This window comes from Acidovorax sp. M2(2025) (assembly GCF_049330835.1).
Taxonomy (GTDB): Bacteria; Pseudomonadota; Gammaproteobacteria; order Burkholderiales; family Burkholderiaceae_C; genus Acidovorax.
Genome location: NZ_CP186262.1, coordinates 2,057,426 through 2,071,892 on the forward strand (window position 1 = coordinate 2,057,426; position 14,467 = coordinate 2,071,892).

Consider the following 14,467-nt stretch of genomic DNA (forward strand, 5'->3'; position numbering starts at 1 on the left):
TCGTACGCGATCGCGGGATGCTGGCCTTTTGCGGCCGTGCTGCCCATAATTACAGAAAATTATGCAAGTTCACGCACTCACCCCATGGAAAGACGGCAGGTTGCGTGCCGATGGCTGCAAATCGTGCGCGCGGCGGGGCGTGTCTTGCCGGGGTGGCTGCTCTACAGCCGTGTCGGCAGGGAGGGCTCCGCGTTGCGGGCGCTGGGGCCGCCGCCCACGCTTTGGCCTGGCTTGTCGCCGCGGCGTGCCGCTCACCTTGATTGCCTCTGCTGCCCATGCGCCCCGTTCCTAACTCTTTGCATGACGAAGCGGCCGCGCGGCTGCGCGAGCAGATCTTCGCGGGCGCGCTGCCGCCGGGCAGCTTCCTGGACGAGGGGGCGCTGTGCGAACGGCTGTCGATTTCGCGCACGCCCCTGCGGGAAGCGCTGAAGGTGCTGGTGGCCGAAGGCCTGCTGCGCCACGAGCCGCGCCGCGGCTGCTTTGTGGCCGAGGTGACCGAGCGGGACCTGGACGAGATTTTTCCGGTGATTGCGTTGCTGGAAGGCCGCGCCGCCCACGAGGCCACGCGCAACGCCAGCGCGGCGGACGTGGCGGCGCTCACGGCGCTGCACCAGCGCCTGCAGGAATGCGCCCAGCAGGGCCGCATCACCGACTACTACGAGGCCAACTACGCCATCCACGAGGCGCTTATCACCCTGGCTGACAACCGCTGGCTGGCGCAGGTGATCGGCGATCTGCGCAAGATCCTGCGCCTGGCGCGGGCGCAGACCCTGCACGTGCCGGGCCGCCTGCAGCAAAGCCTGGCGGAGCACCTGGCCGTGTTTGCGGCCCTGAAGGCGCGCGATTGCGATGCCGCCGAAGAGGCCATGCGCAACCACCTTTTGCGCCAGCGCGATGCGCTGCGCGACATTGCCCGCAACCAGCAATCGAGGCTCTCACCATGATGAACAGCACCCCCGAGTGGATCGCCCGCAGCGTGTCCCGCCTGCGCACCGCCGCGCCCGCCGCGGACACCAAGGCCGCCGACAAGCCGGCCCGTGCCGTGCTCGACAAGACCGTCACCGACGTGGTGCCCAAGACGCCCCAGCCGCGCGGCACCCACGAGCGCCTGCAGGCCACGCTGCGCCGCGGGCAGGAGGCGCTGTCTCCGCGCGCGTTGCGCCGCCTGCTGGCCGATCTGCAGGAGGTGGTGGCGCCGCAGGTCAGCGAGATCGAAGGCGGTCGCCGTGCGCAGGCCGTGGCCGACTGGTACGCCAAGGCCGAGCCGGAGGAGCGGCGCGACATGTGGCTGCTGATGTGCGAGCAGTTCGCGCCCGACGCCTCGCGCTTCAAGTCGGCCCGCGCCCGCTACGAGGCCGCCGCCGGCACCGAGGAAGAGGGCCAGGCCGAGATCAGCCTGCGCCGCGCGCTGGTGTCGCCGCGCACCCGGCTGTTGCAGCGCTTCGCCGTGTTTCCGCAGGGCATGCGCTTCCTGGTAGACCTGCGCGCCGAGCTGCTGCCGCAGCTCAAGGGCGACAAGCGCCTGCTGCCGCTGGACGCCGAGCTGGAGCACCTGTTCTCGACCTGGTTCGACGTGGCGTTCCTGGAGCTTCGCCGCCTGTCCTGGGACTCCCCCGCATCCTTGCTGGAAAAGCTCATCAAGTACGAGGCGGTGCACGACATCCGCAGCTGGGCCGATTTGAAGAACCGCCTGGACAGCGACCGCCGCTGCTACGGCTTCTTCCACCCCCGCCTGCCGGGCGAGCCGCTGATCTTCGTGGAGGTGGCGCTGCTGGACAAGATGTCGTCCAGCATCACGCCGCTGCTGGACGAATCCGCCGCGCCCGTGGACATCTCGCGGGCCACCACGGCCATCTTCTATTCCATCAGCAACACGCAGACCGGACTGCGCGGCGTGAGCTTTGGCGATTCGCTCATCAAGCACGTGGTGGAGACGCTCACGGCCGAGTTCCCGCGCCTGCGCACGTTTGCCACGCTCTCGCCCATTCCCGGCCTCCGGCCCTGGCTGGGCAAGCACGCGGGCGCCATGCTGGAGCGGCTGGACGACAAGCGCCGCGCCGAGCTGGGCCGCGCCGTGGGCTTTGAGCCGCCGCAGGCCACCCATTTGCTGGCCGCGCTGGACAAGGCCGCGGAGCTCGATGCCCGGTCGCCCGTGCGGCAGGTGCTGCTGGAGTGCGCGGCCTACTACCTGGGCCGCGAGCTGCCCGATGGCAAGCCTGCCGACCCCGTGGCCCGTTTCCACCTGGGCAACGGCGCCCGCGTGGAGCGGCTGAACTGGGGCGGCGATCCGTCCGCCAAGGGCCTGAAACAATCGTATGGCCTGATGGTGAACTATCTGTACGACCTCAAGCGCCTGGACAAGCACCGCAGCCTGCTGGCGCAGGGCAAGGTGCCCATGTCGGGCGAGATCGAGAGCCTGTGCCGGGGATGATGCGTCCGCCGTGGTCTTTTGGTCCGGCGGGGCAGCGACAATGCCGGCGGGTACCCCTGGGGCATGCCTTCGGCAGGGTTGCCGCCCGATTTCCTTTTTTTACAACGACGACAGGAGACAAGGAATGAAAGAACACCTCACGCAGATGCGTCGCCGCACGGTGCTGCTGGGCGCTGCCGGCGCCAGCCTGGGCTGGGCCGCCGGCCCCGCCCAGGCGCAGGCCTCTGCCTGGCCCACCAAGCCGGTCAATCTGGTGGTGCCGTTTCCGGCCGGCGGCGGAACCGACGCCTTTGCGCGGCCCCTGGCGGCACAGTTCTCCAAGGCCACCGGCAAGACGCTGGTGATCGACAACCGCGGCGGCGCCGGCGGCACGGTGGGAGCCAGCTTTGCGTCCAAGGCCGCGCCGGACGGCTACACCCTCTTCATGGGGGCCGTGCACCACGCCATTGCGCCGTCGATGTACCCCAAGCTGGACTACGACCTGGAGCGGGATTTTGTCCCCCTGTACCTGCTGGCCAACGTGCCGCAGGTGGTGGTGGTCAACCCCAGGAACGTGCCGGCCAGCAACTTCCAGCAGTTCATGGACTTCGTGAAGCGCAACCCGGCCAAGCTCAACTACGGCTCGGCGGGCGCGGGCACCTCGCACCACCTGGCGGGCGAGTTGTTCAAGCAGCAGACGGGCACCTTCATCACGCACATTCCCTACCGCGGGGCGGGCCCGGCGCTGCAAGACCTGATCGGCGGCCAGGTGGACATGATGTTCGACGGCCTGGGCTCGTCGGCCGCGCACATCAAGGCCGGGCGCGTGAAGGCGATGATGGTGTCCGGCAGCAAGCGCAACCCGGCCTTTCCGGACGTGCCCTGCGCGGCCGAAGTCGGGCTGCCCGACTACACCGTCACCACCTGGTACGGCCTGTGGGCGCCCAAGGGCACGCCCGCCGATGTGCAGGCACGGATCGTGGACGAGGTTCGCAAGCTGGGCACGGCCGAGGAGCTCAAGACCATCTGGGCCAGCAACGGAGCCGAGTTCGGCGGCATGACCCAGCAGCAATTTGCGGCCATGGTCAGCAGCGAGGTCAAGCGCTGGGCGGCGGTGGTGAAGGCGTCGGGCGCCAAATTGGACTAACCCCCGAGACGGTGCGAATAAAACCCACTATGCCCGAGCGCGCCGGACTTATTCGCGCCGCCTGCGCTTCGCGCCTTCCCCCTGCAGGGGGATGCCACCCGTGGCCTGGCAAAGCCAGTTCCACGGTGGCGCCGGCGATGGGGCCGTGCGGGTTTCGAGGGCGGCAAGTGTCGAGCAGTGCAGGACGGAATGGATACCAAGATGTCGGGTGAAGTGTTGATGAATGCTGGCGAGGGCGGCGTGGTGCATGTCACCCTGCGCCACGCGGGGCGGCTGAACGCCATGTCGCGGCCCATGTGGCGGCAGTTGCGGGCGGTGTTTGAGGGCATCCAGCACCGCAGCGATGCGCGCTGCGTGGTCATCGCGGGCGAGGGCGGGGCCTTCTGCGCCGGGGGCGATATCTCGGAGTACCCCGGCTTCCGCTTCGACGTGGAAGGCCTGCGCGATTTCCACGAGAACGATGTGTGGGGCGGGCTGAGCGCCATGCTCCAGTGCGACGTGCCCATCGTGGCCCAGATCAGCGGGGCCTGCATGGGCGCGGGGGTGGAGATTGCCAGTTGCTGCGACATCCGCATTGCGGGGCAGGGGGCGCGTTTTGGCGCACCCATTGCCAAGCTCGGCTTCCCCATGGCCCCGCGCGAGGCGCAATTGGTGGCCGGCGCGGTCGGCGAGGTCATTGCCCGCCAGATGCTGCTGGAAGCCGCCACCTTCAACGCCCCCGACATGCTGGCCCGCGGCTTTCTGAGCCGGGTCGTGCCCGACGACCAAGTGGCCGCCGAGGCCCAAGGCTGCGCCGCCCGCCTTGCGGCACTGGCGCCCCAGGCCGCCCGCATGAACAAGCAGACGCTTCGGGCATTGAAAGTGCCTCCAGCGCTTGCTGGGCAAGCGCAAGAAGCTATTAAAAATATAGCATCCTATGCGGCGGCCACCGACCCCTACGCCTATGCGCCCAGCGCCGAACACCGCGAGGGCATCAACGCCTTCCTGCAAAAGCGTGCGCCCGTGTTCTGAAGCGCCGGTGCGGCCGCTCCTTTGATTGTTTTCCTTGTTGAACCCACTGCCCCTCACCTCACGCCATGAGCCAGCAAAACCTCTTCAGCGCATTGCGCGCAGCCTTTCCTGCAGACCTGGACAGCACCGCCGTGGAGACCACGGCCGCCGACGGCACGCCGCTGTACTACACCTGGCGTGACCTGGACCGCGCCAGCGCCCGCATCGCCAACTTGCTCGCATCGCTCAAGCTGCCCGAAGGCAGCCGCATTGCCGTGCAGGTGGAAAAGTCTGTCGAAGCCATGGCGCTGTACCTGGCCACGCTGCGCGCCGGCTACGTGTTCCTGCCGCTCAATACGGCGTACCAGAGCGCCGAAATCGAATACTTCATCGGCAACGCCGAGCCCGCCGTGGTAGTGTGCAGCCCCGGCAACTTTGGCTGGGTGTCCAAGCTGGCCTTCACCCTGGGCACGCAGCATGTGTTCACCCTGGGCGACGACCGCACCGGCAGCCTGCTGGAGCGCGCCGCCCACCACAGCGACACGCACCAGGCCGTGCCCCGCAGCGCCGACGACCTGGCCGCCATCCTCTACACCAGCGGCACCACCGGCCGCAGCAAGGGCGCCATGCTCACGCACGGCAACATGCTCAGCAACGCGGTGATGCTCAAGGACTACTGGGGGTGGAAGAAGGGCGATGTGTTGATTCACGCCTTGCCCATCTTCCACGTGCACGGCCTGTTTGTCGCCATCCACGGCGCGCTCATCAACGGCAGCAAGATGATCTGGATGGCCAAGTTCGACCCCAAGGCCGTCATCGCCGCCATGCCGCGCGCAACAGTGTTCATGGGCGTGCCCACGCTGTACGTGCGCATGCTGGCCGAGCCCGGCTTGAACAAGCAGGCGGTGAAGAACATGCGCCTGTTCATTGCAGGCTCTGCGCCACTGCTCATCGAGACTTTCAAGGAATGGCAGCAACGCACCGGCCACACCATTCTGGAGCGCTATGGCATGAGCGAAACCATCATGCTCACCAGCAACCCCTACAGCGCGGACCAGCGCTACCAAGGTCAGGACGAACGGCGTGGCGGCACCGTGGGCTTCCCCCTGCCGGGCGTGAGCTTGCGCGTGCAGGGCGACGACGGCAAAGACCTGCCCGTGGGCGAGATCGGCGGCATCCAGGTCAAGGGTCCCAACGTGTTCAAGGGCTACTGGCGCATGCCAGAGAAGACGGCCGAAGAGTTCACCAAAGACGGCTACTTCAAGACCGGCGACGTAGGCAAGGTCGATGAACGCGGTTACGTCCACATCGTGGGCCGCAGCAAAGACCTCATCATCAGCGGCGGCTACAACGTTTACCCCGCAGAGATCGAGGGCTACATCAACGACATGCCCGGCGTAGCCGAAAGCGCCTTGGTGGGCGTGCCCCACCCCGACTTTGGCGAAGTGGGCGTGGCCGTGGTCATCGCCAAGCCCGGCGCCAAGCTGGATGCGGATGCCATCGTGGCCCAGCTCAAGTCGCAACTGGCCAACTTCAAGATTCCGAAGAAGTGTTTTGTGGTGGCTGAGTTGCCGCGCAATACGATGGGGAAGGTACAGAAGACTCTGCTGCGGGAGCAGTACAAGGGGTTGTTTGTGCAATAGGTGGAGGCGGGTCTTGTGGCCGCCTGCAGGCCTGCGCGTGCGAGCCCGATTGCGTGTGATGGCTCATGTCGGCTGAACATGAGACTCTTCACTTCTGTGATTGAGCGTGCTTACTTTCAGCGTAAGCAGCACTGGCGCACCTTTACTCTCGACAAGGATTTTTATGGCCCTTGAGGATCACCGAATTGCCCTGCTTATCGATGCAGACAATTCCCCAGCCAGCCGCATCGATAAGGTGTTAGCTGAAGTCTCAACTTATGGCGTCGCGAACATTCGTCGCGCCTACGGGAATTGGAAGAGCCCTCACCTCGTAAGCTGGGAGAAGCAGCTACATGAGTACGCGATCAGACCAATTCAGCAGTTCGACTACGCCAAAGGAAAAAACGCTACGGATATGGCTATGACGATCGATGCCATGGATCTGATGTACTCGGAGCGCATCGATAGCTTCGGCATCGTTTCAAGCGATGCTGATTTCACTCCCTTAGTCATGCGACTGCTCGCCAATGGGCACCGGGTTTTTGGATTCGGTGAGAAGAAGGCGCCTGAGCCGTTTGTCAATGCTTGCTCAAAATTTCTGTTTCTGGAGCAACTCGGAGCGACTACTCTTGAAAATCTGCCGGACCAGCAGACTCCCCTTGACGCGGCCATTCGAAAGACGCGCAACGAACTCAGAATGGACACTAGGTTGGCCCGTCTGCTGCGGGATGCAACGCAGTCTTGCCTTCAGGAAGACGGCTGGTCTTATCTCGGGGAGATTGTGAAAGTGGTAAAGAATCAAGCTTCCATTGATCCTCGTAACTACGGATACGCGACATTTGGGAAGCTGATTGCCGCAACCGAACTTTTTGATATGGAAGTCCGTGAGGGGTCGGCGGTCTATCTACGTGACTCTGGAATACGTCGCAAGTGACTCACCTGCTGACCACGGCGCCGCCTAACTCTGACCACGGCGCCGCCTAACTTGTCGGTTAACTGAGTGCGCCTGCTGCACGACCTGTGCAAGCGGTTGTTCGTGTAAAGCGCGCAGCCCCCGCCGCATATTCTGGCCGTAGTCACACTCGTCTAGTCAGCCTGCTGCAGTGGCGGTTGCAGTTGCTTCTGTTGTGGTTGACCCATTGGAACCTTGCTGCGGCGCGCAAAAAATACAGACCGCCCCAGCCTCAGCAGTCGCGGGCGCAGCAGCCCCTTCTGTATGGTTGCAGCAATGCTCCAGCCACCCCGCCACCAGCCGGTATACCGATAAGTTGGTACGGGCCGTGGGCGCGCACAGGTAGTAGCCCAGCGGGCTGTCAAAGCGGTCTTTCAGGGGCTCGACCAGAGAGCCTGCTGCCAGTTCGTCTTCCACCAGGCAGGTGGGCACGATGCCCACGCCAAAGCCTGAAACCGCGGCGCGGATGATGAGCGAGTAGAGGTTGAAGCCCGGCCCGAAGCGGCTGGCGCTGGTGTCCAGCCCGTTCGCCTCCATCCAGTCTTGCCAGGCCAAGGGCACTTCGATGTGTTGCAGCAGCGTGGCGCGCAGCAGGTCTTGCGGGGTGCGCAGGGGCAGGGCATCGCGCAGTTGGGGGCTGCAGACGATGCTGGTTTCTTTGCCAATCAGGTAGCGCGCGTTGGCGCTGGGCCAGTTGCCGTAGCCGTACTGGATGGCGGCGTCGAATTCGTGCGGCGTCGCAAAGTCGTGCGCGTGCTGGTAGCGCACAAAGTTCAGCGACACCTGCGGCAGCGTGCGCTTGAAGTGCCCCAGGCGCGGAAAGAGCCACTGCGCCGCAAACGTGGGCGGCACCGACAGGTTGAGCGAGCCGCCATCGCCCCCATAGGACATGAGCTGGGCCGTGGCCGATTCCAGCGCGGCCATGGCGGGGCGGGTGGCGTTGAGGTAGGTGGCGCCCGCCTCGGTCAGCTCCAGCCCCGTGGCCTTGCGGATGAACAGCTTCTGGCCCAGGTAGTCCTCCAGCGCCGCAATGTGGCGGCTGATGGCGCTTTGCGTCACGCACAGCTCGCGCGCGGCCATAGTGAAAGCGAGGTGCTTGGCGGCAGAGTGAAAGGCGTTCAACTCTGAAATCGTGGGGCAGAGGCGGCGCATAGGGTTATCCCTCGGTATGAGTGCTGATCATGGGTGGGTGAGATTTTAGGCGTTGCGGCCAAGGGCGATTGGCCTGATAAATGCATCTTGTGACATATCGATGTCATGGATTTACCTCTGAGGGATGGTGCGTTGCACCAGTTTGAAGCCATGACATTAACCCCTGAAACCCGTGGCTTGCACTTTGTGGGCCATGAGTATTTCGGAAGTCCTCCACCGCGTTCTAGCCACCTTCTTGACCTTGCTCATGACCACTTTGTTGATTGAAAACAGCCGCGTTCTGGATGTGCATGCCCTGACTTTGCGCACGGGCCTGTCCGTTCTGGTGCAGGACGGGCGCATTGCTGCGGTGGGTGCCGACCTGCAGGTGCCCGAGGGCACCACCACCTTCGACGCCAAGGGCATGACGCTGATGCCCGGCCTGATCGATTGCCATGTGCATGTGGTGGCCTCGTCGTTCAACCTGGGCACGGTGGCCAAGATGCCCAATGTGTTCACCATGCTGCGTTCGCTGCCCATCATGAAGGGCATGCTGGAGCGGGGCTTTACCACCGTGCGCGATGCGGGCGGTGCCGATTGGTCTCTGGCCGAGGCGGTGCGCACAGGGCTGGTGCAGGGGCCGCGCATCTTCCCCGCGGGCAAGGCGCTGTCGCAAACCGGTGGGCATGCGGACTTTCGCCAACGCAACGATGACCTGGATGTGTGCTCGTGCGCGTACAAGCTGGGCAACATTGGCCGCGTGGTGGACGGGGTGGACGCCTGCCGCCTGGCGGTGCGCGAAGAAATCCTGAAGGGCGCCACGCAGATCAAGGTGATGGCCTCGGGCGGTGTGGCATCGCCCAACGACCCGATTGGCAACCTGGGCTACTCCGAAGCCGAGCTGCGCGCCATTGTGGAAGAGGCCTCCAACGCCAACACCTATGTGATGGCCCACGCCTACACGCCGCGCGCCATTGCCCGCGCTGTGCGCTGCGGTGTGCGCACCATTGAGCACGGCAATCTGGTGGATGCGCCCACGGCCGAGCTGATGGCCGAGCTGGGTGCCTTCATGGTGCCCACGCTCATCACTTACGAAGGCCTGGCCAACGAGGGCGAGCGCTATGGCCTGCCCGCTGCGTCCGTCGCCAAGATTGACAGCGTGCGCGGGCAGGGCAAAGAGGCCATCAAGATTTTGGCCAAGGCGGGCGTGAAGATGGGCCTGGGCAGCGACCTGCTGGCCGAAACGCATTACCTGCAGTCTGACGAGCTGCGCCTGCGTGCCGAGATTCTGGGCAACGGCCCGGTGCTGCAGCAGGCCACGCTGATTGGCGCGGAGATTCTGGGCCAGCAAGGCCAGCTGGGCGAAGTCACGGTCGGCGCCATTGCCGACCTGCTGCTGGTCGATGGCGACCCGCTCGCCGACATCGCCTGCCTGCTGGGCCAGGGCGAGCACATCCGCGCCATCGTCAAGGACGGCGCCTTCGTCAAGAACACCCTCTGAATTCCAACCCTGACCTGACCGGAGATCACCATGCAACGTAGAAATTTCGTCAAGCTCGGCGGCGCCGCAGCGGCTCTGCAGCTCCTTCCCTCCATCGGCTTCAGCCAGCAGGGCGATGTGTTCCGCATCGGCTCGCTCACGCCCATCACCGGCGCAGGCAGCCCTTACGGCCCCGGCATGCAGCAGGCCATTCGCATGGCGGTGGACGAGGTCAACGCCGCTGGCGGCGCAGGTGGCCGCAAGCTGGAGCTGTACACCGAAGACGACCAGACCAAGCCCGACGCCGCCGTGCTGGCCGCCAAGAAGCTGATCGAAGTGAACAAGGTGCAGGCCGTGCTGGGCACCTGGGCATCGGGCGTGACGCTGGCGGTGATGCCGCTGACCGATGCGGCGGGCATCATCCAGATGAACGTGTCGGGCGCGCCCACCATCTCTACGCTGGACACCAAAGACCTGGTCTGGCGCTTTCAGGCCACCAACGACCGCTTTGGCGCGGCGTTTGCCGAGATCTGCACCAAGCGGGGCTTCAAGCGCCCGGCCACCATGGCGTTCAACAACGCATCGGGCCTGGGCAATGTGGAAGGCTTTACCAAGGCCTGGGAAAAGCGCGGTGGCAAGGTGGCAGCGCACGTCACGTACGAACCCAGCCGCCCCAGCTACCGCAGCGAGCTGCAGAAGATTCTGGCCGCCAAGCCCGATGTGATCGTGATGGGCTCGTACCTGCCCGACACCACCATCATCCTGCGCGAGTGGTTCCAGTCGGGTGCGGATACCAAGTGGATCATCCCCGGCTGGGCTGCCAACCCCGATCTGGTGAAGGCGCTGGGCGCTGAGGTGTGCGAGGGCATCATTTCGGTGGACACCGTGTCCAACGAAAAGAGCGCTTCGTATGCCCAGTTTGACGCGGCCTTCACCAAGGCCACGGGCAAGGCTGCCTCCACCAACATCTATGCCGCCATGGCGTATGACATGGTGATCTCGCTGGCCCTGGCCATGGAAGCCGCAGGCCCCAAGGCCACGGTGGAGCAGATCAACGCCAAGATGCGCGATGTCTCCAACGCGCCCGGCACAGCCGTCTTCACCTTTGCCGAAGGCAAGGCGCAACTGGCCAAGAAGGCCAAGGTGAACTACGAAGGCGCATCGAGCAAGCTGGACTTTGACAAGGCGGGCGATGTGACGCCGGACTTTGGCGTGTTCGTCATCGAAAAGGGCCAACTGGTGCGGCGCGACGTGGTGTCTATCACGATGTAATCAACGTGCCCGGCGCGCCGCAGGGGAGGGCGCCGGGCCTTTGTTTTTGAGGACTGCGCAGCGTAGATGTGCATGGGATGACGGAATGACGCAATGACCTGGATCGATTTTGTAAACCTGCTGATCAATGGATTGATCGAAGGCTTGGTGGTGGCATTGCCCGCCCTGGCCATGACCCTGGTGATGGGCGTCAACCGGTTTCCGAACGCCGCTGCGGGCGACATGATGACCACGGGGGCCTATGCGGCAGTGGCCGTGCAGTTGCTGGGCGGCTGGCCGTTGTGGGCGGCGGCGCTCATCAGCATGGCGGCCACTGCAGCGGTGTCGGCGGGCTCATACCAGCTGATTTTTCGCAAGCTGGCCGGGCGGCCCATGGTGTCGTCCATGCTGGCGGCCATTGGTCTCGGCTTTTTGCTGCGCAGCCTGATCGGCTTTTTTGCCGGGCACGACCAGCGCACCTTTGATTTGCCCCTGGTGCGCGCCTGGAACTTCGGCGGCATTCGCATCTTGCCCACTGATCTGGCGATTGCGGCCGTGGCGGCAGCGTGTCTGCTGGTGGTGTTTGTGCTGATCTACCGCACCAGCTTTGGCCGCCAGTTGCGCGCCGTGGCCGACAGTGCGGACCTGGCACGCGCCAGCGGCATCCGCGCTGGGGGGCTGATGCTGAGCCTGTGGCTGCTGGTGGGGGCGTTGTCGTCGCTGGGCGGCGTGTTGCTGGGCATGAAGGCCGTGGTCAGCCCCGAGATGGGGTGGGAGAGTTTGATTCCCGCGTTTGCGGCCATGGTGCTGGGCGGCATTGGCAGCCCGGTGGGCGCGGTGCTGGGCGCGCTGCTGCTGTGCGTGGCGCAAGAGCTGGCGGTGCCGCTGATGGGCCCGTCGTACAAGCTGGTGCTGTCGTTTGCAGTACTGGCGCTGGTGCTGCTGGTGCGCCCGGCGGGCATCATGGGCCGCGTGCAACTGGTGCGGTAAGGAGTCCGATTCATGATTGCTTACCTCTGTGCCATTGGCATCGTTGCCCTCATTTACTGCCTGCTGGCGCTGGGGCTGAACCTGCAGTTCGGCCTGACCCGGCTGGTCAACTTTGGCGTGGTGGCGTTCTTTGCCGTGGGCGCCTACACCTCGGGATTGCTGGCGCTGCAAGGCGTGCCGCTGGTGCTGTGCTTTGTGGCAGCGGGCGTGCTGGCCGGTGTGCTGGCGCTGCCCATCGGCTTGCTGTCGCTGCGCCTGCGGGATGACTACCTGGCCATCGTCACGCTGGGTTTTTCGGAAGCCGTGCGCATTTCCATCCAGCAAGAAAGCTGGCTCACCAAAGGCGTACAGGGCTTGCCTGGCCTGCCCAAGCTGTTTGCGTCGTGGGGCAGTGGGGTGTCGGACATGGCGATATTTGCCACGCTGCTGGCGCTGGTCGCCCTGGTGGCCTGGGGCACGGTGCGTTTGGCGGCCAGCCCGTTTGGCCGCTTGCTCAAAGCCATTGGCGATGACGAAGCCGCCTTGTCTGCGCTGGGCAAGGACCCGGCCTGGTTCAAGGTGCAGGTGTTCATGCTGGGGGCCGCACTGGCTGGTGTGGCGGGGGCGTTCTACGCGCACTTCATCACCTTCATCACGCCAGAGCAGTTCATCCCGCTCATCACCTTCTATGTGTGGATGGGGCTGGTGATGGGCGGCTCGGGCACCGTGCGTGGCGCGGTGTTTGGCTCCCTGCTGCTCATGGTGTTTCTGGAAGGCTCGCGCTTTGCCAAAGACTGGGTGCCGGGCGTGTCTGAGGTCGGCATGGCAAGCCTGCGCCTGGCGGCGGTGGGCCTGGCGCTGATTCTGGTCACGCTGTACAAGCCCAACGGCCTGTTCGGCGGCTCGGCAGGGAGTGCCAAATGACAACGATGCTGAAAGTCGATGCCGTCACGCGGCAATTCGGGGGCTTCAAGGCGGTGGACGGTGTGTCGCTGCAACTGGGGGCGGGCGAAATTCTGGGCATTGCAGGCACCAACGGTGCGGGCAAGAGCACGCTGTTTGCGGCCATTGCCGGGCAACAGCCCGCGGACGCGGGGCAGATCCAGTTTGATGGGCAGGACATCACGCGCATCCCGCCTTACCGCCGCGCGCGGCTGGGGCTGGTGCGCACGTTCCAGATCCCGCGCGAGTTCAAGAGCCTCACGGTGCACGAAAACCTGATGGCTGCCGCCGCTAACCCCCAGGGCGAGCGGCTGCTGAACGCCTTCTTCCAGACCCGCGCCCGCCGCGAGCATGAGGCGCAGCTCTCCATCAAGGCCGACCGCATCCTGCAGTTTTTGAACCTGGCGCGGGTGCGCGATGTGAAGGCCGGCGGCCTCTCGGGTGGGCAGAAGAAGCTGGTGGAGCTGGGCCGCGTGCTGATGCTGGACCCGCGCTGCATCTTGCTGGACGAGCCGTTTGCCGGGGTGAACCCGGTGCTGATCGAAGAGATTTGCGACCGCGTGCGCGAGCTGAACGGGCAGGGCATTGCGTTCATCGTGATCGAGCACCATCTGCAGGCGCTCAAGTCGCTGTCGCACCGCATGATCGTGATGGACCGGGGTGCCATCCTGGCCGAGGGCGACCCGCACACCGTGCTGGACGACCCGCGCGTGCAGGAAGCCTACATGGGAGGGGTGGTATGAGCGGCGCAGACAACTTGCTGCAGATCGCGCAGTTGCGCGGCGGGTATTCCGAGGTGGACATCATCCACGGCATTGATCTGGCCGTGGCATCGGGCGAGATCGTGACCATTGCGGGCACCAACGGCGCAGGCAAGTCCACGCTGGTGAAGGCGCTGCTGGGCCTGCTGCCGCGTGTGGCAGGCACCATCCACCTGGGCGGGCGCGACATCACGGCCTTGTCGGCCGAAGACCGTTTTGACGCCGGGCTGGCCTATGTGCCGCAGGTGGCGAATGTGTTTCCGTCGCTCACCGTGCGCGAGAACCTGCAGGTGGTGCGGGGCGTGAAGCACCTCAAGCAGCGCATGGACGAGGTGCTGGCGGACTTCCCGGCGCTGGTGGAGCGCCTGCCGCAGCCCGCCAGCAACCTCTCGGGTGGTGAGCGCCAGCAGCTCGCCTTTGCCCGCGCCCTCATGCCGTCGCCGCGCATCATGGTGCTGGACGAGCCCACGGCGGCGCTGGCCCCCTCCTTGGTGGGCAAGGTGTTCGACATGGTGCAAAAGCTGCCCGCCGCAGGCGTGGCGGTGCTGATGGTGGAGCAGCGCGCGCGCCAGGCGCTGCAGATCAGCCAGCAGGGCTATATCCTGGACCAGGGGCGCTGCGTGCTGCAAGGCCCGGCGCAGGGGCTGCTGGCCGATGAACGCATGGCGCAGCTGTATCTGGGCAACCACTGAGCCGCCCGCAACCCGGCCGGGAATGAAAAAGCACCGAGAGAGCCTGGAGCCTTCTCGGTGTTTTGCTATGGTTTATATAGCTGCTGGCGCTTTCTGGATAAGCGCTAGAGCCTGCTTTTA

At 65.2% G+C, this 14,467-nt stretch carries 13 protein-coding genes; 12 read left to right on the forward strand and 1 reads right to left on the reverse strand.

Going from position 1 to position 14,467, the window contains the following annotated elements; genetic code table 11:
- Positions 1-275 precede the first annotated feature (275 nt).
- The 6 genes from ACOYR3_RS09550 to ACOYR3_RS09575 all read left to right on the forward strand — a co-directional run bounded on the left by ACOYR3_RS09550 (position 276) and on the right by ACOYR3_RS09575 (position 7,103).
- Positions 276-944: a GntR family transcriptional regulator gene (locus tag ACOYR3_RS09550; RefSeq protein ID WP_422846201.1), complete on the forward strand. Its 669-nt coding sequence runs from the start codon at positions 276-278 to the stop codon at positions 942-944.
- Positions 944-2,431, forward strand: a complete 1,488-nt coding sequence (locus ACOYR3_RS09555) for a malonyl-CoA decarboxylase (protein WP_422846559.1) — start codon at positions 944-946, stop codon at positions 2,429-2,431. Before ACOYR3_RS09550 ends, ACOYR3_RS09555 begins: the two co-directional genes overlap by 1 nt.
- 124 nt (positions 2,432-2,555) lie before the next feature.
- A complete protein-coding gene (locus ACOYR3_RS09560; protein WP_422846202.1) occupies positions 2,556-3,557 on the forward strand; it encodes a Bug family tripartite tricarboxylate transporter substrate binding protein in 1,002 nt (333 codons plus the stop codon).
- A gap of 201 nt (positions 3,558-3,758) precedes the next feature.
- A complete protein-coding gene (locus ACOYR3_RS09565) occupies positions 3,759-4,568 on the forward strand; it encodes an enoyl-CoA hydratase/isomerase family protein (protein ID WP_422846560.1) in 810 nt (269 codons plus the stop codon).
- Between the two features lie 65 nt (positions 4,569-4,633).
- A complete protein-coding gene (locus ACOYR3_RS09570; RefSeq protein ID WP_422846203.1) occupies positions 4,634-6,190 on the forward strand; it encodes a malonate--CoA ligase in 1,557 nt (518 codons plus the stop codon).
- 163 nt (positions 6,191-6,353) lie between these two features.
- The gene (locus ACOYR3_RS09575; protein ID WP_422846204.1) at positions 6,354-7,103 is read left to right on the forward strand and encodes an NYN domain-containing protein; all 750 of its coding nucleotides are present in this window, start codon (positions 6,354-6,356) and stop codon (positions 7,101-7,103) included.
- Between the two features lie 156 nt (positions 7,104-7,259).
- Here ACOYR3_RS09575 and ACOYR3_RS09580 read toward each other — a convergent pair whose 3' ends face one another.
- Positions 7,260-8,273 carry a LysR substrate-binding domain-containing protein gene (locus tag ACOYR3_RS09580; RefSeq protein WP_422846205.1) on the reverse strand — a complete coding sequence of 338 codons (1,014 nt, stop codon included), beginning with the start codon at positions 8,271-8,273 and terminating at the stop codon, positions 7,260-7,262.
- 247 nt (positions 8,274-8,520) lie between these two features.
- Here ACOYR3_RS09580 and ACOYR3_RS09585 point away from each other — a divergent pair, with 247 nt between their 5' ends.
- From ACOYR3_RS09585 to ACOYR3_RS09610, 6 genes are all read left to right on the forward strand, one after another.
- A complete protein-coding gene (locus tag ACOYR3_RS09585) occupies positions 8,521-9,753 on the forward strand; it encodes an amidohydrolase family protein (protein ID WP_422846206.1) in 1,233 nt (410 codons plus the stop codon).
- Between the two features lie 30 nt (positions 9,754-9,783).
- Positions 9,784-11,004: an ABC transporter substrate-binding protein gene (locus ACOYR3_RS09590; RefSeq protein WP_422846207.1), complete on the forward strand. Its 1,221-nt coding sequence runs from the start codon at positions 9,784-9,786 to the stop codon at positions 11,002-11,004.
- 93 nt (positions 11,005-11,097) lie between these two features.
- A complete protein-coding gene (locus ACOYR3_RS09595; RefSeq protein WP_422846208.1) occupies positions 11,098-11,973 on the forward strand; it encodes a branched-chain amino acid ABC transporter permease in 876 nt (291 codons plus the stop codon).
- A 12-nt stretch (positions 11,974-11,985) separates the two neighbouring features.
- Positions 11,986-12,876, forward strand: coding sequence for a branched-chain amino acid ABC transporter permease (locus tag ACOYR3_RS09600; RefSeq protein WP_422846209.1), 891 nt, complete (start codon positions 11,986-11,988; stop codon positions 12,874-12,876).
- Positions 12,873-13,637 (forward strand): ABC transporter ATP-binding protein, encoded by a 765-nt coding sequence (locus tag ACOYR3_RS09605; protein WP_338794990.1) that lies wholly within the window; start codon positions 12,873-12,875, stop codon positions 13,635-13,637. Before ACOYR3_RS09600 ends, ACOYR3_RS09605 begins: the two co-directional genes overlap by 4 nt.
- Positions 13,634-14,347 carry an ABC transporter ATP-binding protein gene (locus ACOYR3_RS09610; protein WP_422846210.1) on the forward strand — a complete coding sequence of 238 codons (714 nt, stop codon included), beginning with the start codon at positions 13,634-13,636 and terminating at the stop codon, positions 14,345-14,347. The genes ACOYR3_RS09605 and ACOYR3_RS09610 overlap by 4 nt, the downstream gene beginning before the upstream one ends.
- Positions 14,348-14,467 lie beyond the last annotated feature (120 nt).

Excerpts from the sequence above, each read along its gene's own strand:
- ACOYR3_RS09550 (WP_422846201.1), top strand. The coding sequence starts at position 276 with ATGCGCCCCGTTCCTAACTCTTTGCATGACGAAGCGGCCGCGCGGCTG.
- ACOYR3_RS09555 (WP_422846559.1), top strand. The coding sequence starts at position 944 with ATGAACAGCACCCCCGAGTGGATCGCCCGCAGCGTGTCCCGCCTGCGC.
- ACOYR3_RS09560 (WP_422846202.1), top strand. The coding sequence starts at position 2,556 with ATGAAAGAACACCTCACGCAGATGCGTCGCCGCACGGTGCTGCTGGGC.
- ACOYR3_RS09565 (WP_422846560.1), top strand. The coding sequence starts at position 3,759 with ATGTCGGGTGAAGTGTTGATGAATGCTGGCGAGGGCGGCGTGGTGCAT.
- ACOYR3_RS09570 (WP_422846203.1), top strand. The coding sequence starts at position 4,634 with ATGAGCCAGCAAAACCTCTTCAGCGCATTGCGCGCAGCCTTTCCTGCA.
- ACOYR3_RS09575 (WP_422846204.1), top strand. The coding sequence starts at position 6,354 with ATGGCCCTTGAGGATCACCGAATTGCCCTGCTTATCGATGCAGACAAT.
- ACOYR3_RS09580 (WP_422846205.1), bottom strand. The coding sequence starts at position 8,273 with ATGCGCCGCCTCTGCCCCACGATTTCAGAGTTGAACGCCTTTCACTCT.
- ACOYR3_RS09585 (WP_422846206.1), top strand. The coding sequence starts at position 8,521 with ATGACCACTTTGTTGATTGAAAACAGCCGCGTTCTGGATGTGCATGCC.
- ACOYR3_RS09590 (WP_422846207.1), top strand. The coding sequence starts at position 9,784 with ATGCAACGTAGAAATTTCGTCAAGCTCGGCGGCGCCGCAGCGGCTCTG.
- ACOYR3_RS09595 (WP_422846208.1), top strand. The coding sequence starts at position 11,098 with ATGACCTGGATCGATTTTGTAAACCTGCTGATCAATGGATTGATCGAA.
- ACOYR3_RS09600 (WP_422846209.1), top strand. The coding sequence starts at position 11,986 with ATGATTGCTTACCTCTGTGCCATTGGCATCGTTGCCCTCATTTACTGC.
- ACOYR3_RS09605 (WP_338794990.1), top strand. The coding sequence starts at position 12,873 with ATGACAACGATGCTGAAAGTCGATGCCGTCACGCGGCAATTCGGGGGC.
- ACOYR3_RS09610 (WP_422846210.1), top strand. The coding sequence starts at position 13,634 with ATGAGCGGCGCAGACAACTTGCTGCAGATCGCGCAGTTGCGCGGCGGG.